This window comes from Blastomonas sp., assembly GCF_041747255.1.
Classification (GTDB): Bacteria; Pseudomonadota; Alphaproteobacteria; order Sphingomonadales; family Sphingomonadaceae; genus Blastomonas.
In genome coordinates this window covers 1-24,174 of record NZ_JBGTFM010000188.1, presented here as the reverse complement: position 1 = coordinate 24,174, position 24,174 = coordinate 1, and the positions used below count along the sequence as shown (strand labels likewise).

The following is a 24,174-nucleotide window of genomic DNA, read 5'->3' as shown; positions in this document are numbered from 1 at the left end:
CGCGGACATCGGGTGCCACGATGCCATCCGGCCCGATCGCCAGACGGATCAGCTGCGCACGGTCCTCGCGCTCGCCGGTCAGGATGCAACGACGCACTGCGCCGTCGCCTGCCTCATCAGAAGCGGCGGTTGCCGGAGTGGCTAGATCATTGGCCGTGTCATTGTGGGGTTTCCGCATGCGCGTCCTCCCCAACATTCGGCTCTGCGCCCGTGTCCTCGTCCTCGAACCAGTGCGCGCGCGCCGCCATGATGATCTCGTTGCCCTGTTCCTCGCTCAAGGCATAGACCGCCAGCACGCCACCCTTGTCCTCGGGCCGCTTGGTTGCGGTCGAGGTATCGCGGCGTCGCTGTTCGACGCGCTTCTTGGCGATCAGCTCATCGGTGGCAAGGTCAGCCAGATCGTCGAGCGTCTTGATGCCCGCCTTGCCCAAAGTCACCAGCATCGCTTCGGTGAGGTGCGGCAGCTCGGCCAGCGCATCCTCGACACCCAGCGCGCGGCGCTCTTCGCGGGCCGCTTCCTCGCGGCGATCAAGCGCTTCCTGGGCGCGGTTCTGCAGCTCGGCGGCGAGTTCTTCGTCAAAGCCCTCGATGCCCGACAGCTCGTCGGGCGACACGTAAGCGACTTCCTCAAGCTCGCTGAAGCCTTCGGCCACCAGCAGTTGCGAGAGCGTTTCATCGACATCCAGCTCGTTCTGGAACAGCTCGGAGCGTTCGGTGAATTCCTTCTGGCGTTTCTCGCTCGATTCAGCCTCGGTCATGATGTCGATCGCCGAACCGGTGAGCTGGCTCGCAAGCCGCACGTTCTGGCCCCGGCGGCCGATGGCAAGCGACAGCTGGTCATCGGGAACGACAACCTCAATGCGGCTTTCTTCCTCGTCGATCACCACGCGGCTGACCGTGGCGGGCTGGAGCGCGTTGACCACGAAGGTCGCGGTGTCTTCCGACCAGGGAATGATGTCGATCTTTTCGCCCTGCATTTCCTGCACGACCGCCTGAACGCGGCTGCCCTTCATGCCGACGCACGCGCCGACCGGGTCAATCGAGCTGTCATAGCTGATCACGCCGATCTTGGCGCGGCTGCCCGGATCGCGCGCGGCGGCCTTAATCTGGATGATGCCGTCGTAAATTTCGGGCACTTCGAGTTCGAACAGCTTGCGCATGAAATCAGGGTGCGCGCGGCTCAAGAAAATCTGCGGCCCACGGTTTTCGCGGCGGACGTTGAGAATGATCGCGCGGATGCGGTCGCCGACGCGGGCAACCTCGCGCGGGATCTGCTGTTCGCGGCGGATCACGCCTTCGGCGCGGCCAAGATTGACGATAACATGGCCGAATTCCACCGATTTCACGACACCGGTGATGATCTCGCCGACACGGTCCTTGAACTCTTCATGCTGACGCTCGCGCTCGGCATCGCGGACCTTCTGGAAGATCACCTGTTTGGCGGCCTGCGCATCGATGCGGCCAAGGTCGACGGCGGGCAGCGGATCGACGATGAAGTCGCCCAGCACCGCGCCCGGCTGCAGCTTTTGCGCGGCCTTGACATCGACCTGCTTGAAATAATCCTCGACCGTCTCGACCACCTCAACCACGCGCCACAAACGCAGATCACCGGTGTTGCCATCGAGCTTGGCACGGATGTCGTTTTCCGCGCCATAGCGCGCCCGCGCCGCGCGCTGGATCGCCTCTTCCATCGCTTCCAGCACGATGGATTTGTCGATCATCTTTTCGGTGGCCACCGCATTGGCGATGGCGAGAAGCTCTGCCTTGTTGGCGGAAATGGCGCTGGCCATGAGTGTCAGTCTTCCTGTTCTTCGAGTGCGTCGGTGTCTTCAAAATCTTCAATGTCGCCAGAGTCTTCGATGTCATCTGCACCGCTGGTGTCAAGCGGGCGAGTGGCGGCGATCAATTTGTTGGTCAGCATCAGCCGCGCGCTGATTAGAGCAGAAAACGGCACAGTGACCAGCCCGGTCTTCTTGTCGGTGAGCGAGATGACTTCGCCATCGACGCTTTCCAATATGCCAGTCAACTGCTTGCGCCCGGCGACGGACTCGACCGGCACCAGCCGCGCCTCATGCCCCAGCCAGTTGGCAAAGTCTTTCAGCCGGGTCAGCGGGCGGTCGATGCCCGGCGAGCTGACCTCAAGCCGGTAGGCGCCAGGTACCGGATCGTTGCCTGCCTCTTCGAGTGCGTCGAACACATCCGAAATCCGCCGCGAGAGCGACGCGCAATCATCGATGTTGAGCTGGCCGGTGTCGGGCCGCTCGGCCATCACCTGCAGCGTGCGGTCGTCCGCCGGACCGAACATCTGCACGCGCACGAGATCGAAACCAAGTGCATTGGCTTCGGGCTCGATCAGCGCAGATACGGCGGCAAGGTCAACCAAACGGAATTATCCTGTGATGTTTTATGCGCGACAAAAACGAACAAGCAATCCGCGCCGGCCCCGTCTGGCGCCAGCCCCTTATGCTTTTTCAATCATGTCGGGATTGGCAGCCATATAGGCTGATCATCGGCAGAAGGCAAGCGCCAACGCGCCTGCGCCCTGCATGACGGCGATCCGGTGTGCTACCCCAGCAGATCATGCTTTTTCAGGCAGTGGCGCAGCTGGTCGTAGCTTAACCCCAGTGCCTTGGCGGTCTGGCGCTGGTTGTAGCGGTGGCGGGCGAGCGCGGCCTGCAGGATGCGCTTTTCATGTGCATCGACCGCGCCGCGCAGATCGTCGACATCGTCGAAGTTCACCTGCTGGTTGAGCGATGCCCGCACGCCCGAATCGGACAGCGCAGCATCAATCACCTCGTCGCACGGCGATTGGGCGGTTGACGGCTTTTTGCGCGACTGCGGCTTCCACGGCGATTCGAACGGATCGAATACGATATGATCAACCGACCGGTCATGGTCATCCCAGCGATAGACCGCGCGCTCGACGACATTGCGCAGTTCGCGCACGTTGCCCGGCCAGCTGTGGCGCTTCATCGCCTCGGTCGCCATCGCGCCAAAGCCCGGCCACTCGGGCCAGTCGAGCTCTGCCGCCATGCGCCGTCCGAAAAAATCGGCGAGCACCATCACATCGCCCTCGCGCACGCGCAATGGTGGCAACGTGACCACTTCGAACGACAGCCGGTCGAGCAGATCGGCGCGGAACCGTCCCTGATCGACCAGCTCGGGCAGATGCTCGTTGGTGGCCGCGACAATCCGCACATCGACCTTGATCGATCGCGATGAGCCGATCCGCGTCACCTCGCCATATTCGACCGCGCGCAGCAACCGCTCCTGCGCGGCAGAGCTCAGCGTCGCCAGCTCGTCGAGAAACAAGGTGCCGCCATCGGCCTCCTCAAACCGGCCCTGCCGCGCGCGGGTCGCGCCGGTGAAGGCGCCGGCCTCATGCCCGAACAGTTCAGCCTCGATCAGCGTTTCAGGGAGCGCCGCGCAATTGAGCGTGATCAGCGGACCATCCCAGCGCGAGGACAGGCGGTGCAGACGCTCGGCGATCAGCTCCTTGCCGGTGCCGCGCTCGCCGATCACCAGTACGGGACGGTTGAGCATGGCGGCGCGGCTGGCGCGCTCCACCGCATCCAGAAAGGCGCCGGATTCGCCGATGAATTGATTGCCCCGCTCCATGCACCAAGAGATAGTGCAAAATCCCAACACATGGCAATTCAAACCAACAGATCGCGGCTTAAATTTTCTCAACCCGTTGTAATCGCGATATTTTTCCAATTGGCACGGGTTCTGCAGTGTTCAAGACATTACCGACACAGCGCGGTTCTATGGAGACACGATCATGCACAATGCCGCCGATACGCAAAGCCAGTCCGCTGATGAGGGCACCGTCCTCAAGTCCGCGATGTTGACCACGGTTTCCGCGCTGCTGTTGATCTCGACGCTGTTTGTCACCTCTTTCGCCAGCATGGAGGCCGTCGCCTCCCCCGCCCACAGCGGCGCGGATGCTGGCACCCTCGTTTCCGTCGGGTATCTTGCCTGACGGATTTGGCCGGGACGCTTACCCCCCCCTTGCCCCGTCCCGGCCAATCTTATTCACCAATCGCGCAAAAGGGGGTAAAGTTGATGCAGGTCCATTCAACTCAGCCACCAAACGGAGTTTTCGCCATGGGAATTTTCTCTCGCACCCGCGACATCATCGCCGCCAACGTCACCGAGCTGCTCGACAAGGCCGAAGACCCGGCCAAGATGATCCGCATGATCATTCTCGAGATGGAAGAGACGCTGGTCGAGGTCCGCGCGTCTGCCGCGCGCACCATCGCCGACCAGAAGGAAATGAAGCGCCACGTTGCCAAGCTCGACCAGCTGCAGGCTGACTGGACCGAAAAGGCTGAGCTCGCGCTGTCAAAGAACCGCGAAGATCTGGCCCGCGCCGCGCTGCTTGAAAAGAAGAAAGCCGCCGATATGGCCGATCAGCTGAATGTCGAGATCAACGTGCTGGACGATGCGCTGCGCGCGTCTGAACAGGATATCGCCAAGCTGCAGGCCAAGCTGCGCGAGGCACGGATGCGCCAGAACAGCATCATGGGTCGCCTGGAAAGCGCCGAGAACCGCGTCAAGCTGCGCACCATGTACAATGGTGACAAGGTCCGCGAAGCTTTCAGCCGCTTCGACCTGCTCGAACGCCGCGTCGATATGGCCGAGGGCCGCGCTGATGCGTTGGGCCTGGCCGAAGATGAACGCAAGGTGCTCGGCCAGCGTAATTTGGACGACGAGTTCGCCGCGCTGGCTGACAGCGACAAGGTTGACGAAGAACTGGAAGCCATGAAGGCCGCCATGAAGAAGGAGGGCTGATCCGATGGAAGACATTCTCGTCCCCATTTTCGTCGTCGGCATGCTCTTCATCGGCCTGCCCTGGATCGTGTTCCACTACATTACCAAATGGAAGACAGCGGCCACACTGACCAGTTCAGACGAAAATCTGCTCGAAGAGCTGCACGCCATGGCGCGCCGGCTGGATGACCGCATGGACACCGTCGAGCGGATCATCTCTGCCGACAACCCCGACTGGCGCCCGGCGCGGCTCACCAGTGCGGATGATCAGGACGATTACGGCCTGGAACAAGTTGAGCGCCTGCTGAAAGAAAGGGTGAGGAAATGAGCCGCTTGAACAAATATGACGAGCCGACCGCGCGCAAGACAAAATTCTATCGCGACAAGCAGAACGGCAAGTTTATGGGCGTGTGCGCCGGCATCGCCGACTATACCGGCATCGATGTGCTCTGGGTGCGCGTTGCCGCGGTGCTGGTGACGCTGATGACCGGCTGGACGCTGGTCGCCTATTTCCTGCTCGGAATGTTTGCCGAGAAAAAGCCGGCGCACCTGTACACCGATGTTCAGGACCAGAAGTTCTGGCAGGGCGTGCGCCAGTCACCTGCCCGTACGGCGCGTGATGTGAAGGCGCGCTTCCGCGAGATCGACCGCCGCCTGGCCGATGTCGAGCTTTTCTACACCGCCAAGAACACGCGGCTGGCCGACGAGATCGAAAGCCTGCGCTGACAGGCCCAACAATAGGGTTTTCAGGAGACAATCATGAGCTGGGGTGGACCGGGTTTTGTCCTTACGATCATCATGCTGTCGATGGGGGCCTGGGTCATCACGACCTGGATCCGCGCCAAACATGGTTATCCGCTCGAAGATCAATGGACCGGCAAGGTCATTGAACGAAGCGATCCGGACGCTGATCGAAAAATATCGCTGCTCACCAATGAAAACGAGCATTTAACCGGCAAGATCGGACGTTTGGAAGAACGTATCGCGGTGCTGGAACGCATCGCGACCGACGCCAACAGCTCCAGCAGCAGATTGGCCGACGAAATAGATCGCCTGAGAATTGAGAAGGACCGCGCATAATGGAAAAGCTTGCCATCATCGAAGCGATTGCTCCGGCACTGGCATTGCCGTTTATCGCGATTACGGTCGGCTGGGTACTCACAACCTGGATGCGGATCAGGAACGGTTATCCGCTGGAGAACAGCTGGGGCAAGCCGGTCTATCCCAAGACCGATCAGGAATCGGTCGAGCGGATCAAGCTGCTGAGCCAGGAAAACGCACAGCTGCGCGCCGAACTGGGCTCGATCAAGGACCGGCTGGGCAATGTCGAACGCATCGTCACCGATGACGCGCACCGGCTGACCCACGAGATCGAGGCTTTGCGCGATACGCGCACGAATTGACAGGAAGCGACTCGCGCGCCGACCAACGGAAGGAGGAAATGCAAAATGCCCGAATGGATCACCATCTTGCTTGCATACCTAACACTGGCCATCGTCCTCGGCACGATTGGAGCGGTCTACGAGCGCCACCTGAAGTTCAAGGAAAAGCAGCTCGATATCTTGACCCGCGAGACGGCCGAGAAAGCCGCGCGCTATGCTGCGCAGACCGAACGGCTTGAACAGCGCATGCGCACACTCGAGCGGATCATCACCGATCGCCGTGGCGACCTTGCCCGGGAGATCGAAGACCTGCGCGACGCGCCGTTGAACTGACCGCAAACAAAAGGGGATTTATATGTTCGATATGGGATTTCTTTATGCGCTGATCCCCTTGGCACCGTTCATGCTCGGTGGGCTCGCGATCTGGACCAACCACCAGCGCAAGGCGCTCAACCTTGAACTGGAGATCGCCAAGGCGCGCGCGATGGAAAAACCGGCGATGGACGAGCGGCTCGAACAGCGCGTGCGCACGCTTGAGCGCATCATCACCGATGGCCGCAATGGCGATGATCTGGCGCGCCAGATTGAGGACCTGCGCAAGTCACCGCTCAACTAAAGGGACCGACTTATGAACCCGTTTGAAATGGTTATTGGCATCGTGCTGATCGTCATGATCGCAAATGTGCTCAAGGCGCGGTATCGCGCGCAGCATGGCATTGTCGAAGACGAGAATGGCAACGAGCGGGTTGCGGCGCGCGATAATCCGGACGCCGCACGACTGCGCGATGAGGTGCGTACGCTCAAGGAGCGCGTCCAGGTGCTCGAGCGTGTGATCACCGACCAGCGCCAGACCAGCGATTTGAACTTGGAAATCGAAAAACTGCGCGACCGTTAGGCGGCGCGAACCTCAACCGGGCGGCGGGGGCCGTAAAGGGACAACTCATGGAAAGCGCATATCTGTATCTCACCCTGGCGATGACGGCCCTGCTGGCCATCGCGCTGATCTCAGCCACTGTCCTGCGCGGTTGGCGCGAGTGGCTGGCGTTCAAGCGCCACGAGATCGATACGCATGGCCGCAGCCCCGGTGGAGGATCGCCGTCGACAACATCGCGCATCGAAATCGCCGACCTGAAAGAACGCATCCGCAAGCTAGAGGCAATTGCGGCAGGGGTAGAACTCTAGCACAAGAACCGGCCGATCCGGTTATTGACCCACTTTCTTCGCATACACGCCGACCTTTCGCTCCGGCATCGCAGGGTCTACCGTCCCGACATGGCCGACCTGTTCAATGACACGCTTCCCGACACCCCCGAACCTGCCGCAGCCGACACCGCGCCGCTGGCCGACAGGCTGCGTCCCGCGTCATTGAGCGAGATCATCGGCCAGAATCATCTGACCGGGCCCGATGGTGCCATAGGGCGGATGGTGGCGGCGAACCGGCTCTCGTCGATTATCCTGTGGGGGCCGCCCGGCACCGGCAAGACCAGTATGGCGCGGCTGCTGGGTGCTGCAACGGGAATGCGCTTTGTTGCGATCTCGGCGGTGTTCTCGGGCGTCGCGGACCTCAAAAAAGTGTTCGCCGACGCCGAACGGATGGGCGGCGCCGGACAAAAGACGCTGTTGTTCGTGGACGAAATCCACCGCTTCAACCGCGCGCAGCAAGATGGTTTTTTGCCCTATGTCGAACGCGGCACGGTGGTGCTGGTCGGGGCGACGACGGAAAACCCCTCGTTTGAACTCAACGCCGCATTGCTCAGCCGCGCGCAGGTTATGATCTTGCGCCGCCTCGATGAACCCGCACTGGGTGAACTGATCGCGCGCGCGGAAACATTGACCGGTCGTACGCTGCCGCTTGACGACAATGCGCGCGCCGCGTTGATCGCGTCGGCTGATGGCGACGGGCGCTTCCTGCTCAATCAGGTCGAAACCTTGCTATCGGTGACCATTGATGCGCCGCTCGACCCGGCGGGACTGGCGGCACTGCTGCAGCGGCGGATGCCGGTGTATGACAAGGACCGCGAGGGCCACTACAATCTCATTTCGGCGCTGCACAAGGCGATGCGCGGATCGGACCCGCAGGCATCGCTCTATTATCTGGCGCGGATGCTGGTGGCGGGCGAGGAGCCGCTCTACGTGCTGCGCCGCATCACCCGTTTTGCCAGCGAAGACATTGGACTTGCTGATCCGCAGGCGCTCGTCCAGTGCCTCGCTGCCAAGGATGCCTACAGCTTTCTGGGCTCGCCCGAAGGCGAACTCGCGATCGTGCATGCTTGCCTGTATTGCGCCACCGCGCCTAAATCGAACGCCGCCTATAAGGCGCAGAAAGCGGCATGGGCAAGCGCGCGCGAAACCGGATCGCTGATGCCGCCCAGCAACATCCTGAACGCGCCGACCAAGCTGATGAAAGACATCGGCTATGGCAAGGACTACGCCTATGATCATGACCGCGCCGAGGGTTTTTCAGGGTCGAACTATTGGCCCGATGACATGCCACCGCACCACTTTTACCAGCCGGTCGAACGCGGCTTCGAAGCCCGCATCGCCGAGCGGATGCGGGGGTGGGAGGGGTTGCGGGATACGCGCCGCTAAGCGGCTTTGGAGATGCTCTCGAACAGGACCTTCACCGCTCCAATGGCATCACCCTTGAAGCGAAATCCATGCGTGCTCTGGCCGACTACAGTGCCCGATGCATCACGCAGCACCCAGCGCCACTGTTCATCGTGGCCGCAAACCAAAAGAAATCCGGCGCGTTTCTGATCATCAGATATATCATTGAATGCAGCCCAATCAGGGTCATCAGCGATAGCGCGTTCGATATCTTCTTCGGTCATGGCAGCCAGCCTTGCCCAATCGGTGAGCGACGTCTCAGGTGCCGCGTCCAAACTCATCCTGGTAATCTTTTCGCTCATATCGCCTTGCTCGCCTCAACGAGATGCTCCGCGTGATGCCTTTTCGCCTCATATATACCACAGCAACAATACGCTCGTCATGGCCTATCGTACCGATCGTGGTAATTCGGCGTTCTCCGTGTCTCGATTCGATCGTGTACTGATCAAGTCGCATGCGTTTCCAGACATCGCCGACATCCAGGAAATCGATCCCGTGCTTTTCCAGATTGATCAACCGCTTGGCTTCGTCCCATTCAAATTCCATAACGCCCCGCTGGATCAGGAGTTTTGCAATATGCCGCTACCCTATCGCCGTCACATTCATGGCAACATTTTCGCCTGTGTGGCTCTGACTCTGTCGCTGATTAGCACGCCCGCTCCTGCTCAGCAGACAACACCTAAAGTTTTCTCTCGCATGGATCGTGCACAGCTTGTTGAAAACTCGTGCATAGATTGTGGACAGACTGCCGAGCCGAGCCGCATGGACCGCGCCGAGGCCGCAGGATACAAGGCGCAGTTCATCTGTTCGGGGCTGTGGAATGGCGGCAAGACGCTGGCCAATATTGAGGCCGATGAGTTGACCGGCATCTATCCGCACATCGCCGCCATCGTGCCGACGCTCGACCCGGATATTGACGCAAAGGCGCGCAGTGTCAGCGTCATGTTTGCCGATGACATGCCGCCGCGTGTCGCTCTCCACAACCCCAACACCGGCTGCACCGCGATGCCCATCGGCTGGCGCGACGATGGCTTTGGTGAGGGCACGCCGCCGTTCGTACGGCTGGCAGCAGGTGCGCTTGACGAGCGCGCCTGGCCGATAGGCGATGCCAATGCCAGCGATCCGCGGATCATGATGATCACGCCGTTTGATACGCTGGTTGAAAGCGCGTTCGAGGCCAAAGCATTCGGCGGCAAAACCAGCGCGGTGCTGGTGGTGCACAAGGGCCGGATTGTGCAGGAGCGCTACAAGCCCGGGCATGACATGCACACCGCGCAGCGCACCTGGTCGGTCGCCAAGTCGATGACCGCAACCTACATCGGCTATGTCTCGCAAAAGGGTCACACATTCCCCGAATCGATCATCAAGGCATGGGACAAGCCGGGCGATCCGCGCCTCGGCATCACGCTCGATGATCTGCTGCGCATGGTCAGCGGGCTGACCAGCGACACGGCGGGCAACCGCACCGATGCGGTCTATCTCGGCGGCGGGGCGGTGCGCCAGTGGGCGACACAATGGCCTTTGCTGCACACACCGGGCGACAAATTTCGCTATGCCAACAACGACAGCCTGCTCGCTGCCATGGCCGCGCGCGATGCCGCGCCCGATGTCCACCCGCACGACATGTTCGATGCGCTGGGCATGACACGTACCTGGGCGGAAACCGACTGGCAGGGCGACTATATCCTCTCCAGCCAGGTGTGGACCACCGCGCGCGACATGGCGCGCATGGGGCAGTTGTATCTCAACAATGGCCTATGGGACGGCAAGCGGCTGCTGCCCGAAGGCTGGCGCGATTATGTTTCTAGCCCCATCAATGTGCAGCCCGAAGGCTCTCCATTCGGCTATGGTGCCAGTTTCTGGCTGCTCAACAAAAGCGAGGGCGTGCCCTCAGATGCGTTTGCGGCGCTGGGCAATCGCGGCCAGCATCTGGTGATCATTCCCAGCCGCGATCTGCTGATCGTGCGGCGCGGCTATGATAGCGCCAGCGACCAGTTCGATATCGCCAGGTTCACTGCCGCCGTCGTGGAGGCCGTGGGCGAATAAACATGCGACGGTTTGCGAATTATGCGTGCTTCGACTGGTCGGGGCAGGCGGTGGCGCGGCCCAAGGGACTGGCGCTGGCGACCATCGCGGATCATCCGGGCGCACGCCCTGCGTTGCATCGCCCGCAGGGCGGCTGGTCGCGGCAGGCCGCGCTCGACTGGCTGATCGCGCATGCCGATGCGGGCACCGACATGCTGATTGGCTTCGACCTGTCACCCACATTTCCGTTCATCGATGCTGGCGCCTATTTCCCTGGCTGGTGCGACAGCCCATCCGATGCACGTGCGCTTTGGGCGATGGTCGACGGCCTGTGCGCGGATGACCTGCACCTTGGCGCGAGCGGCTTTGTCCAGCACGCCGAGGCACGGCGATATTTTCGTCATGGCAAGGGCGATACTGGCGACCGGTTCGGCGCTGCGGGCACCGGGCGGCTGCGCGCGGTTGAACGCCACCAGCGCGCCACCGGCCAAGCCAACAGCGCCAGTTGCTTCAACCTGGTCGGCGCGGCGCAGGTCGGCAAATCGAGCCTCACCGGGATGCGCGTCCTTCACCGGTTGCAGGGCCGCATCCCGGTGTGGCCGTTCGATCCCTTGCCCGCCAAAGGCCCGGTGATCGTCGAAATCTACACCAGCATCGCCGCGCGCGCCGCAGGCATGGGCAAGACGCGCAGCAAGGTCCGCGATGGCGAGGCGTTGACCAAGGCGCTCGCCGCGCTGGGCGCGCCGCCGCCTGCTCCGCTTGCTCGGCATGATGACCACAGCACCGATGCGCTGATCACCGCCGCTTGGTTGCGCAGCGTGGCGGATGATTGGCCTTTGTGGGCACCGGCGGGCCTGAATGACATAATCGCCCGCACGGAAGGCTGGACCTTTGGCGTCAAATAGAGCATGGGGCATCGCGCATTTGTGCAAGAGTGCCGCTTTAGCTCAGCTGGTAGAGCAACCGCCTTGTAAGCGGTAGGTCGTTGGTTCGATTCCGACAAGCGGCACCATTTTTCGCTCCGCGAAAATGCTCCCGCTTGATTCTCTTATTTTTCGGACTGTGTCCGAAAGTCGGCACCATTTTCAATCTCGCACGGGTTGGCTGAACCCTTAACTACAGCCGGGTGCGCAAGGACCACAGCTCAGGGAACGCGCGCTTGCCCACCGTGCTGTGCAAATAGGCCGCGCCGGCGGTGCCACCAGTGCCGCGTTTCATGCCGATGATCCGTTCGACGGTCAGCACATGCTTGTGCCGCCACGCCGCCATCGCATCATCGATATCGACGAGCTTTTCAGCCAGCTGATACAAGTCCCAATAGCGTTCCGGCTGCTGATAAACGCACAGGAACGCGTCTTCCACAGCGGTGTCCGGCACATGAGGCTTTGCAAAATCACGCGTGAGCAGCGCATCGGGAATGGCAAAACCTGCCCTCGCGAGTGCGGCGATCGCATTGTCCCACAGGCTGGGTGCCTCAAGCGCAGCCTGCATTGCGGCCTGCGCGTCTGGCCGGTCATCCTGATACTTCAGAAACGCCTTGTCCTTGAGGCCGAGCAGATATTCGACCGTACGAAACTGGTCTGACTGAAAGCCCGAGCTTGGCCCCAGCACATCGCGAAACCGGGTGTAATCGCTGGGCGTCATCGTCGAGAGGATGTCCCAGCTCAACGTCATCACCGCCTGGATGCGGCTGACGCGGGCCAGCCCCTTGTAGGCAGGGATCAGATTGTCTCCGGCGATAAGCCGGTTGACCAGACGCAGTTCGCGGATGATCTGCTTCAGCCACAGTTCCTTGGTCTGGTGGATGATGATGAACAGCATCTCGTCATCCTCGCCCGACAGCGGATGCTGGCAGTCGAGCAATGGATCAAGCGCCAGATAGCGCGCGTAGGTCATGGGCGGTGCGGTAGTGGTCATGCGCGCTCCTGCGTCAGGCTGGACGTCAGGTCTGATAGCGGGCGTGGCGAGTTTGCGTAACCGCCTATTGGTCTGGCGTTGCCGAAGCGGGCGCAGATTCAGGCGCGCTGGACGGATCAGCATTGCGCTCGTCGAGCATCTCGGCGGCCTCATCGAGCGCCTCGGCCTCGCCCACGGTTACACCGCCGGGGCCAGGATCATGCTCGGCGGGTCCGCAGGATGCCACGCCAAAAGACATGGCCGCCAGCGCGCAAGCGCTGACGGCCACATTAATGTTCACGCCTCCGAAGAAGCGGATCATGCTTATTCAGAAGCCTTCTTGGCAGCGTCCACGCCTTCGTCAGCAGCATCGCCAACCTTGTCAGCGGCAGCTGCGGTCTTGTCAGCGGCTGCATCCATCTTGTCTTCTGCAACGTCCATGGCAGCTTCACTGCCTTCAGCAATGGCAGCGCCAGCGTCTTCGGTGGCTTCCATGGTGTCTTCTGCAGCAGCTTCCACGGTGTCTTCGGCGGTGGCCGTTTCGTTCGTGTTTTCAGTGCTGCAAGCAGCGAGGGCAAGCGAGGCGGCAGCAACAGCTGCGATTGAGAAAATGCTCTTCATCTTGAACTTCCGTCCTTGTCTAAATGGCGGGTTATAGCCCATCAGGTCTACATTCCGCCGATACTCCCCGATAAGCTTCAGCCAAGCCCCCGCTATCGGACGACGGCATCTAGCGCCTGATTTTTGGCTTTGCAACTACTTTGGTTGGGAATAGCGACCAAGCGAGTTTGGGCCAGAGTTTGAGGCAGAGCTTCGGTGGCTCAATACGCCCCGCCAAGACAAGTTTACAGCGCGGATTGACCACATATAAAGATTTCTTTATATGATGTCCCAATGGATATGGCGTTACTCTTCAAGGCACTGGCCGATGACAGCCGGTTGCGCATCATGCTGCTGCTGCAGGTGATGGAGCTTTCGGTCGGCGAACTGGCAGCGGTTCTCGACCAGAGCCAGCCGCGTGTGTCGCGCCATGTGCGGATTCTGGCCGAAGCCGGTCTCGCCGAACGCCACAAGGAGGGCAGCTGGGTGTTCCTGCGCCCCGCCCTGTCGCGCCGCAACGATGATGCCGCCAAGCTGCTCGACCGTTTCCTGCGCAGTGACAATGCGCTGGGTGCCGCACTGCAAAGCCAGCATCTCGATGACAGGCGCAAGCTGGTCGCGATCCGCGAGCAGCGCGAGCAGCGCGCTGCAGACTTTTTCGCAGGCCTCGCCAGTGAATGGGATGCCATCCGGTCGCTGCACCTGCCCGAAGCCGAAGTTGAGGCGGCATTGGCCGAGATGATTAATGGCGGCGCGCTTGGCCGGCTGCTCGATATCGGCACCGGAACCGGGCGGATGATCGAGCTGTTTGCTGCATCCGCCGATCACAGCGTCGCGCTTGACCGCAGCCCTGAAATGCTGCGTCTGGCACGCGCCAAGCTGCAGCACCTTGATCCGCGCACGGTCGATCTGGTGCAGGCAGATTTTTATGCGCTACCGCTGGCCGATGCCTCACGTGATACGATCCTGCTGCACCAGGTGCTGCATTATGCACAGAACCCCGAAGCAGTGGTGGCCGAAGCCGGACGTGTGGCCGCACCGGGCGCGCGGATCGCCGTCGTCGATTTCGCGCCGCATGGCATGGAAGACCTGCGCGAGCGCGACGCCCATGCCCGGCTCGGCTTTTCCGATGAACAGATTGCCGCCTATTTTTCCGCCACCGGATTTTCACTTGATCAAACGCGCAGCCTTTCGGGCGGCGCGCTGACGGTCAAGATATGGATCGGGGTGCGCGCGGCCAGCCCGCATGTGCTTCCGCGCCGCTCAACGTCAACGCTCGAATCGTCCAGAAAGGCTGCCGCATGACCTTGTCGTTACAACAGTTGCAAGAAGCGCGCGACGCGCTGGCGACACCCCTGTTCGCGGGGCTTGCGGGCGATGTTGAAGTGAGCTTCGAATTCTTCCCGCCCAAGACCGAGAAGATGGAAGAAACCCTGTGGGACACGCTGACCACGCTTGCGCCGCTCGCGCCGCGCTTTGTGTCGGTCACCTACGGCGCAGGCGGATCAACCCGCGAGCGCACCCATGCGACCGTCGCGCGGATCGCAGCGCAAACCGCGATCCCTGCGGCTGCACACCTGACCTGCGTTGATGCCACGCGCGACGAGATTGACGAGATTGCCCAGAATTACTGGAATGCAGGCGTGCGCCATATTGTTGCGCTGCGCGGTGATCCGCCGCGCGCGGGTGAAAAATTTGCCCCGCATCCGGGCGGCTATGCCAATGCCGCCGATCTGGTGACGGGCCTTAAAAAGGTCGCACCGTTCGAAATATCGGTGGCGGCTTATCCTGAAACCCACCCCGATGCCGATTGCCCCGAAAGCGATATCGAGAATCTGAAGCGCAAGATCGATGCGGGCGCGGACCATGCAATCACGCAGTTCTTCTTCTCACCCGAGGCCTATTTCCGCTTTCGCGATCGCTATGCCAAGGCGGGCGTCACCGCGCCGCTGCTGCCGGGCATTCTGCCGGTCACCAATGTTGCGACCACCCGCAAGATCGCCGGAAGCTGCGGCACCGACATTCCGCAGTGGATGAATGACCTGTTCGAGGGGCTGGACGATCATCCGACCACCCGCCAGCTGGTCGCCGCGACTGTGGCCGCCGAAATGTGCCGCCGCCTTTATGCAGGCGGCGTACGCCACTTCCATTTCTACACCCTCAACCGCGCCGAGCTCAGCTTTGCGATCTGCCACCTGCTCGGCCTGCGCGCCAAGGCGGCGGCCAGCCCGGCGCTTCAGGAGAATGCTGCGTGACCCCTGCCGAAACCCTCAAGTCCATCGCCGCAACGCGCATCATGATGCTCGACGGCGGCTATGGCACCGCGATCCAGGCGGCGAAGCTATCCGAGGCCGATTTTCGCGGGAGCCTGGACTTCACGCATGACCAGAAGGGCAACAATGACATTCTGGCGCTGACCTGCCCCGCAGTCATCGCAGGCATTCACCGCGCCTATCTGGATGCAGGATCGGACATTATCGAGACCAACACCTTCAGCGCCAACCGCATCAGCCAGGCCGATTATGGCGCCGAGCATCTGGTGCGCGAGATCAACATCGAATCGGCGCGCGTCGCTCGTGAGGAAGCGAATGCCGCCGAGGCGCGCGACGGCAAACCCCGCTTTGTCGCAGGCGCCATAGGCCCCACCAACAAGACGCTGTCGCTGTCGCCCGATGTCAATGATCCGGGTTATCGCGAGGTCGATTTCGATATGATGCGCGATGTTTATCGCGAGCAGTGCGACGCTTTGGTCGACGGCGGGGTCGATTTCATTCTGATCGAAACGATCTTCGATACGCTGAATGCAAAGGCCGCCGCAATGGCTGCGCGCGATGCGGCCACCGCCGCCGGGCGCGAGGTGCCGCTGATGATTTCGATGACCATCACCGACATGGCCGGGCGCAACCTTTCGGGCCACACGGTCGAGGCATTCTGGCACGCGGTGCGGCATATCAAGCCGCTGACCATCGGGCTCAACTGCTCGTTCGGTGCTGATTTGCTGCGTCCGCATCTGGCGGCGCTGGCTCGTCAGGCAGACACTTTGGTCATGGCCTACCCCAATGCCGGGTTGCCCAACGATCTGGGCGAATATGACGAACTGCCCGAGCATACTGCCGAGCTGATCGAGGTGTGGCTGCGCGACGGGCTGATCAACATCGTCGGTGGCTGCTGTGGCACGACCCCCGCGCACATCGGCGCGATTGCCCGCGCGGTTGCGAATGCTGAGCCGCGCGTTATTCCGACGCCGCCGGTGGTGACCCGGCTCGCCGGGCTGGAGCCATTCACGATGGCGGCTTGATTTTTACTCCTCCCCTGCAAGGGGAGGTGGATCGCCGACGGCGAGACGGAGGGGTATCACCCCCTCGATAACGCGACACCCCTCCACCATGCTGCGCATGGTTCCCCTCCCCCGCAGGGGGAGGATTTTGAGAAGATAACATGACCCAACCCCCCGCCCAATCAACCGCCCAGTTCGTCAACATCGGCGAGCGCACCAACGTCACCGGTTCCGCCAAGTTCAAGAAGCTGATCATGGAAGATCGCTACGAAGAAGCGGTCGATGTCGCGCGCCAGCAGGTCGAGAACGGCGCGCAGATTGTTGATATCAACATGGACGAAGGCCTGCTCGACGCGCACGCCGCGATGACCCGCTTCCTCAAGCTCATCGCCGCAGAGCCAGACATTGCCCGCGTCCCGTTCATGATCGATTCGTCGAAATGGTCGGTGATCGAGGCAGGCCTGAAATGCGTGTCGGGCAAGCCCATCGTCAATTCGATCAGCATGAAGGAAGGCGAGGAAGAGTTCCTGCGCCACGCGCGCATCTGCATGGATTATGGCGCTGCCGTCGTAGTCATGGCGTTCGACGAGGTCGGCCAGGCCGACACCAAGCAGCGCAAGGTCGAGATTTGCGAGCGCGCCTACAAACTGCTCACCGCGAACGGCTTTCCGCCCGAGGACATCATCTTCGACCCCAATATTTTCGCGGTCGCCACCGGTATTGATGAGCACCGCCGCTATGCCATCGATTTCATCGAGGCCTGCCGCGAAATCAAGCAGCGCTGCCCGCATGTGCATATATCGGGCGGCGTTTCCAACCTGTCGTTCAGCTTTCGCGGCAACGAACCGGTGCGCCGCGCGATGCACAGCGTATTCCTGTATCATGCAATCAAGGCGGGCATGGACATGGGCATCGTCAATGCCGGCCAGCTCGACATTTACGACGACATCAACCCCGAGCTGCGCGAAGCCTGCGAAGACGTCATCTGGGACCGGCGAGAGGATTCGACCGAGCGGCTGATCACCTTGGCCGAAGGCTTTCGCGGCAAGGACGAACGCGCCGAAAAACAGGCCGCCGAATGGCGCGGCTGGCCGGTGACCAAGCGGCTGGAATATGCTTTGGTCAAGGGCATCGACGCGCATATCGTCGAGGATACCGAGGAAGCCCGGCTGCAATCGACCCGGCCGATTGAGGTCATCGAAGGCCCGCTTATGGATGGCATGAACGTCGTCGGCGACCTGTTCGGCGAGGGCAAGATGTTCCTGCCGCAGGTGGTGAAATCCGCGCGCGTCATGAAAAAAGCCGTCGCGCATCTGTTCCCGTATATCGAGGCCGAGAAAGACCCCAATGCCAAGGGCAAGGGCCGCATCATCATGGCGACGGTGAAGGGCGATGTGCATGACATCGGCAAAAACATCGTCGGGGTCGTGTTGCAGTGCAACGGCTATGAGGTCGTCGATCTGGGCGTGATGGTCGCCTGGCACGATATCATCAAGGCCGCGAACGACAACAACGCGGACATCATCGGCCTGTCAGGCCTGATCACCCCGTCGCTCGACGAGATGGTGACGGTGGCCGAGGAAATGCAGAAGGCGGGAATGACCATGCCGCTGCTGATCGGCGGAGCAACGACATCCAAGGTGCACACCGCGCTGCGCATTGCGCCCGCGTATACAGGCCCCGTGGTCCACGTGCTTGATGCCAGCCGCGCGGTGGGCGTCGCCTCCAATCTGGTCAGCCAGACCAACCGCGACCCCTTCGTGCTCAAGGTGGCAGAAGAATATGAGGCGGTGCGTCTGGCCCGCGCCAACAAGGGGCAGAACGAGCTGTCACCGCTCGATGTCGCGCGCGCCAACGGCTTTGTCGCCGATATGGCGCAGAAGCCGCCCGTCCCCAAGCAGCCCGGATTGCATGTGTTCGAGGACTGGCATCTGGCGGACTTGCGCGAACTGATCGACTGGACGCCGTTCTTCCGTGCGTGGGAGCTGGCGGGCAATTATCCGGCGATCCTCACCGACGATGTGGTCGGCGAAAGCGCGGCTTCGTTGTTCGCCGATGCCAATGCGATACTCGACCAGATCATTGCCGAGAAATGGCTGACCGCCAAGGGCGTGGCAGGGCTGTGGCCGTGCCAGCGCGATGGCGACGATGTCTTCATCCACGCGGACGGCGAGGAGATTAGAATGCCCTTCCTGCGCCAGCAGGTCGCCAAGCGCGAGGGCCGTGCCAACATGTGTCTGGCGGATTTCATCGATCCGGCCGGCGACTGGATCGGTGGCTTTGCGGTGACCGCAGGCCACGGCATCGAGGCGCAGCTCGAACGCTTCAAGGCGAGCCACGACGACTATAACGATATTCTGCTCAAGGCGCTCGCCGACCGGCTGGCCGAGGCGTTTGACGAGCGGCTGCACCAGTATGTGCGCACCACCTTGTGGGGCTATGCGGAAGGCGAGCAGCTGACCAACGAAGCCTTGATCAAGGAGCAATATCGCGGCATCCGCCCCGCGCCGGGCTATCCCGCCTGCCCCGACCACAGCCAGAAGCCGGTGCTGTTCGAGATGCTCAAGGCCACCGACGCCACCGGCATCACGCTGACCGAGAGCTTTGCGATGCTGCCCACCGCAGCGGTCAGCGGCTTTTACTTCGGCCACCCCGATAGTCAATATTTCGGCGTCGCGCGCATCGGCGAGGATCAGGTCACCGATTATGCTCAGCGGCGCGGGGTCGATATCGATATCGCCCGGCGCTGGCTGCGTCCCAATCTGGATTGATCCACGGCGATTGACTCCCGCGCGGTAAACCGCAACATCCCCTTGGGCCACGCACATCCATAAGCTGTGCTGGCCCCTTGGGGGCCTTGGCTTGTGACACCACCGGAACTCAGCGCCTATTTCTTTGCACAGGTGGCGCTGATTATCGCCACTTGCCGGGTGGTGGGCTATTGCGTGCGCCGTTGGTTGGGCCAGCCGCAGGTGGTGGGCGAGATGATCGCCGGGGTGGTGCTGGGGCCATCATTGTTCGGCTATTTTCTGCCCGATCTACAGGCCGCGCTGTTCCCCAATGAAACCAAGAACGTGCTGTTCGTCTTTGCCCAGCTGGGCGTGGGGCTTTACATGTTTCTGGTCGGGCTGGGTTTCAGGTCCGATCATTTCAGGGCACAGATCGGCAGCGCTGCGGCGGTGTCGTTCGCAGGCATGGCGGTGCCGTTTGCGGTCGCCGTGTTCCTGGCACCGCTGCTTCAGACCGTGCCCGGGCTGTTTGCCAGCGACGTCAACCAGTTTCAGGCGACGCTGTTCCTTGGCGCATGCATCGCCATCACCGCCTTTCCCATGCTAGCGCGCATCATCGATGAGCGCGGGTTGACCGATACCCGGCTGGGCAGCCTGACGCTGTCCGCCGGCGCGATTGACGATGCTGCAGCGTGGACGGTGCTGGCGATCGTGCTGGCGAGCTTTGGCGACGGGCCGGGGGTCGCGATCAAGGCAATCGTCGGCGGCGCTGCCTTTGCCGGGTTTATGTTCACCTTCGGACGAAGGCTGCTCGCGCCGCTCGGGCGCATTGCGGAGCGCGATGGCAAGGTGACGCACAGCATGCTCGCCGCCGTGCTGGTGCTGTTCATGCTCGCCGCCTTTGCGATGGATTATATCGGCATCCACGCGGTGCTGGGCGGCTTTATACTGGGCATCTGCATGCCGCGCGGAATGCTCGCCAATGATGTGCAGCGCCAGCTTGAGCCGATCATTATGGTGCTGCTAATCCCCATGTTCTTCGTCTATTCGGGCCTCAACACCCAGCTGACCGTGGTCAACAATGCCGAGCTGCTGGCGATTGCGATGGGAATTCTGGCAGCCTCGATCCTGGCCAAGGGGGTCGCCTGCTATGCCGCAGCCCGGCTTGCCGGACAGGACAATGCGACCGCCATGGCCATCGGCGCACTAATGAACGCGCGCGGCATGATGGAGCTGATCATCATCAACATCGGCCTGCAACGCGGCATCATCGGCCCCGCATTGTTCTCGATGCTGGTGATCATGGCGATTGTCACCACCTTCATGGCATCGCCGCTGTTCGATCTGGTCTATGGGCGCAGGGAGCGCGCACAGGCACCGGTTACGCCCGAGCCGCCAACCGTGCCGTGACGGGACAGCGCTCCCGTCAACGCTCTAAGCGCGCGCATTTTTTTCATTGCAGTGATATCGACCAAATCATGCAAAAGTTCCGCCCCGCCCTGTTCGTCGCACTGATCGCCAGTGTCACCTTGCCACTCGCCGCGCAAAATCGATCCCAAGACCGACCTATGCCGTACCGGCTCGCCGAGACCGGCCAATCGTTCGGCTCGCTCGCCGAAGTGGTGGCGCGGATCGGTGGCGGCAACGGCACCATCGAGGTGCAGCCGGGCACCTGGCGCGACTGCGTGGTGCAGGAAGAGGGAAGCATCACCTTTCGCGCGATCACACCGGGCACCGCGATCTTTGACGGCGGGGTGTGCGAAGACAAGGCGACGCTCGTGCTGCGCGGGCGCGGCGCGCGGGTCGAAGGGCTGGTGTTCCAGAACATCAAGGTGCCGGATGAAAACGGAGCGGGCATTCGGCTTGAACAGGGCGACCTGACCGTGGTCAACAGCCTGTTTCGTGACAGCCAGCAGGGCATTCTGACCGCCGATGATACCGGCAGCCGCATCATCATCGACAAGAGCAGTTTTTCGGGCCTTGGCCTGTGCGATTCAGATTGCGCCCACTCGATCTATATCGGCAATTATGGCGCGCTCACCGTCACCCGCTCGCGCTTCGAGCGCGGCCAGGGCGGGCATTATGTCAAGAGCCGTTCGGCGCGCGTCTCGATCACCGATTCAAGCTTTGACGACAGCAACGGCAACGGCACGAACTACATGATCGATCTGCCTGCCGGTGCCAGCGGCGAGATTGCCCGCAACGTCTTCGTGCAGGGCAAGAACAAGGAAAACTGGTCGGCGTTCATCGCGGTAGCGCCTGAAAACCGTCAGCACAGCTCGGCGGGTCTGCAGGTGCACAGCAACAGCGCGACCATCGCCCCTGGGGTATCACGCAACACTTGGTTCGTCGCCAACTGGAGCCGCGAGCAGATCCAGCTGGGCGAGAACCGTCTAGGCAAAGGCCTGACCGCTTACCAGCAACGCTGATCAGGCCGCGTCAGCTGGCTCGATCCCGATGCGTTCAGCCCGCACCTTCCACAGCTGGCGGGCATAGGCCTGCATGTCGGGCACCTTGTCGACCTCATCGATGATCTCGAAGCCGAAGATCGTCTCGACCACATCTTCCAGCGTCACGATGCCCAGCGCTGAGCCATATTCGTCAACCACCAACATGATGTGGTGGTTTTCTTCAATGAAGCGCTGGAACAGCCGGTCGACAGACACGGTCCCGAGCGTGCTGCTGATCGGGCGCATCAGCTGTTGAAGCCCGGCCACCTCATCGGGCTTTGCCTCGATCATGTGCATCAGCACCTCGCCCTTGATGACGAAACCCTTGATGTCAGCCGGGTCAGACTCGAACATCGGGATGCGGGTGAACGGCTTGTTGCGCACCCTGGGCACAAACTCATCAAGCCGGGTGGTGAGCGGCAGTGAGAACACCACGGTGCGCGGGGTCATGATGTCCCAGGTCTTCACCTGGCTCAGCTGCAGCAGATTGTGCAGCACTTCGCTTTCCTGCTTGTGCAGCTGGCCCGAATCGCTGCCCATGCGCGCAACCGCCATCAGCTCCTCACGGTGGCGTGGGGCGTGCGCTGCCTGACCGAAGGTGATCAGCCGGGTGAGCTGCTGCGAGAACCACACCAAAGGCGCCAGCAGCAGGATCAGCACCGGCAGGACGCGCGCAACAAACGGCGCGAGCGTGAGTGCATAACGCGCGCCAATGGTCTTGGGGATAATTTCGGTGAGGATCAGCACCGCAACGGTCAGCGCGGCGGCAAACAGCGCCTGGGTGGAATTGCCGAACAACCGCGCATATTCCGCGCCCGCGCCCGCTGCGCCCATCGTGTGCGCGACGGTGTTCAGCGTCAGGATCGCCGCCAGCGGACGATCAACGTTGCGCTTCAGAGAATCCAGCCCTTCCGCCCAGCGCGCGCCCTTGGTCTTGCCGGTCTGGATAGCCGAAGGCGTGATGGTGAGCAGCGATGCCTCAAGCAGCGAGCACAGGAACGATACGCTGAGCGCCGCGCCCACATAGATAAACAACAGGGTCATGAAATGGCCAAATAGTTGGGGAAGGCTTTGTCTTTAGGGCTGAGCTGGTCGGTCCGCAAGGCTGGAGGCTATGCGCTTCACGCAAACCGCACCTCACCATTGGCGGATGGCGATAAAGCCACTACATCGGCATGTCATGAGAGTGTGGACATTTCAGGCGGTGATCGCGGCAATGCTGTGCCTGTTGGGGCTGGCGGCTGTGCCCGGCGTCGCCCAGCCGCAGCTTGCCAATCGCCCGAACAACATCACCGCTGTATTGGTCACCGAGAGCGCAGGGCCCGCGGCGGGCAGCAGCGTTGACCTCGCCTTTGCCATGACCCCCAAGCCGACCTGGCACGGATATTGGGAGAATCCGGGCGATGCCGGGCTGGGCATGACGCTCGCATGGACCCTGCCCAAGGGCGTGACCGCCGGGCCGCTGCGTTATCCGGTGCCCGAGACGCTGATCATCGCGGGGCTGATGAACCATGTCTACGAAGGCCCGCACGCGCCTTTGGTGGCGCTCAGCCTCGATCCGGCGCTGGCCCCCGGCACCCGCCTGCCGATATCGGTCAAGGCCGACTGGCTGGCATGCACCGATGAGATCTGCGTGCCCGAAAGCGCGGTGCTGACCACCAGCATAACCGTTGGCGATGGCACGATTACGCCTGCCACCCGCGAAAAGTTCGATGGGTGGCGTGCGCGGCTGCCCGCGCCCTTGGGGTCACAGGCGACCTTTGCGGTCGATGGCGAGACGCTGCGCATCGCCATCCCATATCCCGCCGACGGGGCCATCGACTCGCCCTATTTCTTCGCGCGCACGCATCCGCTGGTCGATTACATTGCCCCGCAGACATTCTATCGCGATGGCGACCGGCTGATTGTCGAAACGCGCGCGAATGGCGCTGCGCCTGCTGAGCTCACCGGCATCATCAGGATCGGCGATCATCTCGGGCTTGATCTCACCGCCACCCCCGGCATTGTTGCGCCAGGCGGGGAGTTGATTGCTGGCGGCGCTGACACAGCGAGCGAGGGCACGCTCACGCTGCTGCTCGCCGCGCTGGGTGGCGCGCTGCTGGGCGGGCTGCTGCTCAACATCATGCCGTGCGTGTTCCCGATCCTCAGCCTCAAGGCGATCAGCCTCGCCAAAGCGGGCGGTGACGAACGCAGCGCGCGCCGCGATGCTTTAGCCTATACGGCAGGGATCGTGCTGGTGTGCGCGGCGCTAGGCGCGCTGTTGCTGGCGCTGCGCGCAGGCGGCGAGCAGATCGGCTGGGCCTTCCAGCTGCAGGACCCGCGCATCATTATCGCGCTGCTGCTGCTGGTCACCGCGATCGCCTTCAACCTCGCCGGATTGTTCGAATTCGGCAGCGTGTCGCTGGGCGGCGGTCTCGCAGCCAAAAGCGGCACGG

The 24,174-nt window shown here is 62.0% G+C and carries 29 protein-coding genes and 1 tRNA gene; 21 read left to right on the top strand and 9 right to left on the bottom strand.

Features of this window, described 5'->3' with window-relative positions; all coding sequences use genetic code 11:
• Positions 1-158 precede the first annotated feature (158 nt).
• The 3 genes from nusA to pspF all read right to left on the bottom strand — a co-directional run bounded on the left by nusA (position 159) and on the right by pspF (position 3,618).
• On the bottom strand, positions 159-1,790 hold the full coding sequence (gene nusA, locus ACEW8G_RS06735) for a transcription termination factor NusA (RefSeq protein ID WP_373487668.1): 1,632 nt from the start codon (positions 1,788-1,790) through the stop codon (positions 159-161).
• 5 nt (positions 1,791-1,795) lie between these two features.
• Positions 1,796-2,383 carry a ribosome maturation protein RimP gene (gene rimP, locus ACEW8G_RS06730; RefSeq protein ID WP_373487667.1) on the bottom strand — a complete coding sequence of 196 codons (588 nt, stop codon included), beginning with the start codon at positions 2,381-2,383 and terminating at the stop codon, positions 1,796-1,798.
• A 182-nt stretch (positions 2,384-2,565) separates the two neighbouring features.
• Complete coding sequence (gene pspF, locus ACEW8G_RS06725) at positions 2,566-3,618, bottom strand: phage shock protein operon transcriptional activator (protein ID WP_373487666.1); 1,053 nt, start codon at positions 3,616-3,618, stop codon at positions 2,566-2,568.
• Between the two features lie 163 nt (positions 3,619-3,781).
• Between pspF and ACEW8G_RS06720 the strand changes: the two genes are divergently transcribed.
• The 11 genes from ACEW8G_RS06720 to ACEW8G_RS06670 all read left to right on the top strand — a co-directional run bounded on the left by ACEW8G_RS06720 (position 3,782) and on the right by ACEW8G_RS06670 (position 8,744).
• Complete coding sequence (locus ACEW8G_RS06720; protein WP_373487665.1) at positions 3,782-3,982, top strand: hypothetical protein; 201 nt, start codon at positions 3,782-3,784, stop codon at positions 3,980-3,982.
• 125 nt (positions 3,983-4,107) lie between these two features.
• Complete coding sequence (gene pspA, locus ACEW8G_RS06715; RefSeq protein WP_373487664.1) at positions 4,108-4,794, top strand: phage shock protein PspA; 687 nt, start codon at positions 4,108-4,110, stop codon at positions 4,792-4,794.
• 4 nt (positions 4,795-4,798) lie between these two features.
• Entirely contained in the window at positions 4,799-5,101 is a 303-nt protein-coding gene (gene pspB, locus ACEW8G_RS06710) for an envelope stress response membrane protein PspB (protein ID WP_373487663.1), read from the top strand.
• The gene (pspC, locus tag ACEW8G_RS06705; protein WP_373487662.1) at positions 5,098-5,499 is read left to right on the top strand and encodes an envelope stress response membrane protein PspC; all 402 of its coding nucleotides are present in this window, start codon (positions 5,098-5,100) and stop codon (positions 5,497-5,499) included. Before pspB ends, pspC begins: the two co-directional genes overlap by 4 nt.
• A 33-nt stretch (positions 5,500-5,532) precedes the next feature.
• Entirely contained in the window at positions 5,533-5,853 is a 321-nt protein-coding gene (locus ACEW8G_RS06700) for a hypothetical protein (protein WP_373487661.1), read from the top strand.
• Positions 5,853-6,176, top strand: coding sequence for a hypothetical protein (locus ACEW8G_RS06695; RefSeq protein ID WP_373487660.1), 324 nt, complete (start codon positions 5,853-5,855; stop codon positions 6,174-6,176). Before ACEW8G_RS06700 ends, ACEW8G_RS06695 begins: the two co-directional genes overlap by 1 nt.
• 45 nt (positions 6,177-6,221) lie before the next feature.
• A complete protein-coding gene (locus ACEW8G_RS06690) occupies positions 6,222-6,488 on the top strand; it encodes a hypothetical protein (protein WP_373487659.1) in 267 nt (88 codons plus the stop codon).
• A 22-nt stretch (positions 6,489-6,510) separates the two neighbouring features.
• The gene (locus tag ACEW8G_RS06685) at positions 6,511-6,771 is read left to right on the top strand and encodes a hypothetical protein (protein ID WP_373487658.1); all 261 of its coding nucleotides are present in this window, start codon (positions 6,511-6,513) and stop codon (positions 6,769-6,771) included.
• A 12-nt stretch (positions 6,772-6,783) separates the two neighbouring features.
• Positions 6,784-7,050, top strand: coding sequence for a hypothetical protein (locus ACEW8G_RS06680; protein ID WP_373487657.1), 267 nt, complete (start codon positions 6,784-6,786; stop codon positions 7,048-7,050).
• A 47-nt stretch (positions 7,051-7,097) separates the two neighbouring features.
• Positions 7,098-7,337 (top strand): hypothetical protein, encoded by a 240-nt coding sequence (locus tag ACEW8G_RS06675; protein WP_373487656.1) that lies wholly within the window; start codon positions 7,098-7,100, stop codon positions 7,335-7,337.
• A gap of 90 nt (positions 7,338-7,427) precedes the next feature.
• Positions 7,428-8,744, top strand: a complete 1,317-nt coding sequence (locus ACEW8G_RS06670; RefSeq protein ID WP_373487655.1) for a replication-associated recombination protein A — start codon at positions 7,428-7,430, stop codon at positions 8,742-8,744.
• Here ACEW8G_RS06670 and ACEW8G_RS06665 read toward each other — a convergent pair.
• Positions 8,741-8,986: a hypothetical protein gene (locus tag ACEW8G_RS06665; protein WP_373487654.1), complete on the bottom strand. Its 246-nt coding sequence runs from the start codon at positions 8,984-8,986 to the stop codon at positions 8,741-8,743. The genes ACEW8G_RS06670 and ACEW8G_RS06665 overlap by 4 nt on opposite strands.
• A gap of 34 nt (positions 8,987-9,020) precedes the next feature.
• Complete coding sequence (locus tag ACEW8G_RS06660) at positions 9,021-9,308, bottom strand: BrnT family toxin (protein ID WP_373487653.1); 288 nt, start codon at positions 9,306-9,308, stop codon at positions 9,021-9,023.
• 216 nt (positions 9,309-9,524) lie between these two features.
• Between ACEW8G_RS06660 and ACEW8G_RS06655 the strand changes: the two genes are divergently transcribed.
• The 3 genes from ACEW8G_RS06655 (at position 9,525) to ACEW8G_RS06645 (ending at position 11,799) form a co-directional block, all read left to right on the top strand.
• Complete coding sequence (locus ACEW8G_RS06655; protein ID WP_373487652.1) at positions 9,525-10,808, top strand: serine hydrolase domain-containing protein; 1,284 nt, start codon at positions 9,525-9,527, stop codon at positions 10,806-10,808.
• A gap of 2 nt (positions 10,809-10,810) precedes the next feature.
• The gene (locus ACEW8G_RS06650; RefSeq protein ID WP_373487651.1) at positions 10,811-11,692 is read left to right on the top strand and encodes a hypothetical protein; all 882 of its coding nucleotides are present in this window, start codon (positions 10,811-10,813) and stop codon (positions 11,690-11,692) included.
• A gap of 31 nt (positions 11,693-11,723) precedes the next feature.
• Positions 11,724-11,799 (top strand) — tRNA-Thr (locus ACEW8G_RS06645).
• Between the two features lie 104 nt (positions 11,800-11,903).
• On the opposite strand, the gene ACEW8G_RS06640 is transcribed toward ACEW8G_RS06645, so the two are convergent.
• From ACEW8G_RS06640 to ACEW8G_RS06630, 3 genes are all read right to left on the bottom strand, one after another.
• On the bottom strand, positions 11,904-12,704 hold the full coding sequence (locus ACEW8G_RS06640) for a tryptophan 2,3-dioxygenase (RefSeq protein ID WP_373487650.1): 801 nt from the start codon (positions 12,702-12,704) through the stop codon (positions 11,904-11,906).
• A gap of 64 nt (positions 12,705-12,768) precedes the next feature.
• Positions 12,769-13,005, bottom strand: a complete 237-nt coding sequence (locus ACEW8G_RS06635) for a hypothetical protein (protein ID WP_373487649.1) — start codon at positions 13,003-13,005, stop codon at positions 12,769-12,771.
• A 2-nt stretch (positions 13,006-13,007) separates the two neighbouring features.
• Complete coding sequence (locus tag ACEW8G_RS06630) at positions 13,008-13,346, bottom strand: hypothetical protein (RefSeq protein ID WP_373487648.1); 339 nt, start codon at positions 13,344-13,346, stop codon at positions 13,008-13,010.
• 231 nt (positions 13,347-13,577) lie between these two features.
• On the opposite strand from ACEW8G_RS06630, the gene ACEW8G_RS06625 reads away from it, so the two are divergent.
• From ACEW8G_RS06625 to ACEW8G_RS06600, 6 genes are all read left to right on the top strand, one after another.
• On the top strand, positions 13,578-14,588 hold the full coding sequence (locus tag ACEW8G_RS06625) for an ArsR/SmtB family transcription factor (protein WP_373487647.1): 1,011 nt from the start codon (positions 13,578-13,580) through the stop codon (positions 14,586-14,588).
• Positions 14,585-15,538 carry a methylenetetrahydrofolate reductase gene (gene metF / locus ACEW8G_RS06620; RefSeq protein WP_373487646.1) on the top strand — a complete coding sequence of 318 codons (954 nt, stop codon included), beginning with the start codon at positions 14,585-14,587 and terminating at the stop codon, positions 15,536-15,538. Before ACEW8G_RS06625 ends, metF begins: the two co-directional genes overlap by 4 nt.
• Positions 15,535-16,581 (top strand): homocysteine S-methyltransferase family protein, encoded by a 1,047-nt coding sequence (locus tag ACEW8G_RS06615; RefSeq protein ID WP_373487645.1) that lies wholly within the window; start codon positions 15,535-15,537, stop codon positions 16,579-16,581. Before metF ends, ACEW8G_RS06615 begins: the two co-directional genes overlap by 4 nt.
• A gap of 140 nt (positions 16,582-16,721) precedes the next feature.
• Positions 16,722-19,331: a methionine synthase gene (metH, locus tag ACEW8G_RS06610; protein ID WP_373487644.1), complete on the top strand. Its 2,610-nt coding sequence runs from the start codon at positions 16,722-16,724 to the stop codon at positions 19,329-19,331.
• A gap of 93 nt (positions 19,332-19,424) precedes the next feature.
• Positions 19,425-20,699 carry a cation:proton antiporter gene (locus tag ACEW8G_RS06605; RefSeq protein WP_373487643.1) on the top strand — a complete coding sequence of 425 codons (1,275 nt, stop codon included), beginning with the start codon at positions 19,425-19,427 and terminating at the stop codon, positions 20,697-20,699.
• Positions 20,700-20,767: 68 nt separating this feature from the next.
• Positions 20,768-21,718, top strand: coding sequence for a right-handed parallel beta-helix repeat-containing protein (locus ACEW8G_RS06600; protein WP_373487642.1), 951 nt, complete (start codon positions 20,768-20,770; stop codon positions 21,716-21,718).
• Here ACEW8G_RS06600 and ACEW8G_RS06595 read toward each other — a convergent pair whose 3' ends face one another.
• Positions 21,719-22,783: a CNNM domain-containing protein gene (locus ACEW8G_RS06595; protein ID WP_373487641.1), complete on the bottom strand. Its 1,065-nt coding sequence runs from the start codon at positions 22,781-22,783 to the stop codon at positions 21,719-21,721. It lies immediately after the preceding gene.
• A 136-nt stretch (positions 22,784-22,919) separates the two neighbouring features.
• On the opposite strand from ACEW8G_RS06595, the gene ACEW8G_RS06590 reads away from it, so the two are divergent.
• Positions 22,920-24,174: protein-disulfide reductase DsbD domain-containing protein (locus tag ACEW8G_RS06590; RefSeq protein ID WP_373487640.1), on the top strand; the 1,255-nt coding region annotated here is incomplete at its 3' end.

What these genes read in the sequence shown, in the direction of transcription:
- nusA (WP_373487668.1), bottom strand. Translation starts at nt 1,790, where the DNA reads ATGGCCAGCGCCATTTCCGCCAACAAGGCAGAGCTTCTCGCCATCGCC.
- pspF (WP_373487666.1), bottom strand. Translation starts at nt 3,618, where the DNA reads ATGGAGCGGGGCAATCAATTCATCGGCGAATCCGGCGCCTTTCTGGAT.
- ACEW8G_RS06720 (WP_373487665.1), top strand. Translation starts at nt 3,782, where the DNA reads ATGCACAATGCCGCCGATACGCAAAGCCAGTCCGCTGATGAGGGCACC.
- pspA (WP_373487664.1), top strand. Translation starts at nt 4,108, where the DNA reads ATGGGAATTTTCTCTCGCACCCGCGACATCATCGCCGCCAACGTCACC.
- pspB (WP_373487663.1), top strand. Translation starts at nt 4,799, where the DNA reads ATGGAAGACATTCTCGTCCCCATTTTCGTCGTCGGCATGCTCTTCATC.
- pspC (WP_373487662.1), top strand. Translation starts at nt 5,098, where the DNA reads ATGAGCCGCTTGAACAAATATGACGAGCCGACCGCGCGCAAGACAAAA.
- ACEW8G_RS06700 (WP_373487661.1), top strand. Translation starts at nt 5,533, where the DNA reads ATGAGCTGGGGTGGACCGGGTTTTGTCCTTACGATCATCATGCTGTCG.
- ACEW8G_RS06695 (WP_373487660.1), top strand. Translation starts at nt 5,853, where the DNA reads ATGGAAAAGCTTGCCATCATCGAAGCGATTGCTCCGGCACTGGCATTG.
- ACEW8G_RS06690 (WP_373487659.1), top strand. Translation starts at nt 6,222, where the DNA reads ATGCCCGAATGGATCACCATCTTGCTTGCATACCTAACACTGGCCATC.
- ACEW8G_RS06685 (WP_373487658.1), top strand. Translation starts at nt 6,511, where the DNA reads ATGTTCGATATGGGATTTCTTTATGCGCTGATCCCCTTGGCACCGTTC.
- ACEW8G_RS06680 (WP_373487657.1), top strand. Translation starts at nt 6,784, where the DNA reads ATGAACCCGTTTGAAATGGTTATTGGCATCGTGCTGATCGTCATGATC.
- ACEW8G_RS06675 (WP_373487656.1), top strand. Translation starts at nt 7,098, where the DNA reads ATGGAAAGCGCATATCTGTATCTCACCCTGGCGATGACGGCCCTGCTG.
- ACEW8G_RS06670 (WP_373487655.1), top strand. Translation starts at nt 7,428, where the DNA reads ATGGCCGACCTGTTCAATGACACGCTTCCCGACACCCCCGAACCTGCC.
- ACEW8G_RS06665 (WP_373487654.1), bottom strand. Translation starts at nt 8,986, where the DNA reads ATGACCGAAGAAGATATCGAACGCGCTATCGCTGATGACCCTGATTGG.
- ACEW8G_RS06660 (WP_373487653.1), bottom strand. Translation starts at nt 9,308, where the DNA reads ATGGAATTTGAATGGGACGAAGCCAAGCGGTTGATCAATCTGGAAAAG.
- ACEW8G_RS06655 (WP_373487652.1), top strand. Translation starts at nt 9,525, where the DNA reads ATGGACCGCGCCGAGGCCGCAGGATACAAGGCGCAGTTCATCTGTTCG.
- ACEW8G_RS06650 (WP_373487651.1), top strand. Translation starts at nt 10,811, where the DNA reads ATGCGACGGTTTGCGAATTATGCGTGCTTCGACTGGTCGGGGCAGGCG.
- ACEW8G_RS06640 (WP_373487650.1), bottom strand. Translation starts at nt 12,704, where the DNA reads ATGACCACTACCGCACCGCCCATGACCTACGCGCGCTATCTGGCGCTT.
- ACEW8G_RS06635 (WP_373487649.1), bottom strand. Translation starts at nt 13,005, where the DNA reads ATGATCCGCTTCTTCGGAGGCGTGAACATTAATGTGGCCGTCAGCGCT.
- ACEW8G_RS06630 (WP_373487648.1), bottom strand. Translation starts at nt 13,346, where the DNA reads ATGGGCTATAACCCGCCATTTAGACAAGGACGGAAGTTCAAGATGAAG.
- ACEW8G_RS06625 (WP_373487647.1), top strand. Translation starts at nt 13,578, where the DNA reads ATGGATATGGCGTTACTCTTCAAGGCACTGGCCGATGACAGCCGGTTG.
- metF (WP_373487646.1), top strand. Translation starts at nt 14,585, where the DNA reads ATGACCTTGTCGTTACAACAGTTGCAAGAAGCGCGCGACGCGCTGGCG.
- metH (WP_373487644.1), top strand. Translation starts at nt 16,722, where the DNA reads ATGACCCAACCCCCCGCCCAATCAACCGCCCAGTTCGTCAACATCGGC.
- ACEW8G_RS06600 (WP_373487642.1), top strand. Translation starts at nt 20,768, where the DNA reads ATGCAAAAGTTCCGCCCCGCCCTGTTCGTCGCACTGATCGCCAGTGTC.
- ACEW8G_RS06595 (WP_373487641.1), bottom strand. Translation starts at nt 22,783, where the DNA reads ATGACCCTGTTGTTTATCTATGTGGGCGCGGCGCTCAGCGTATCGTTC.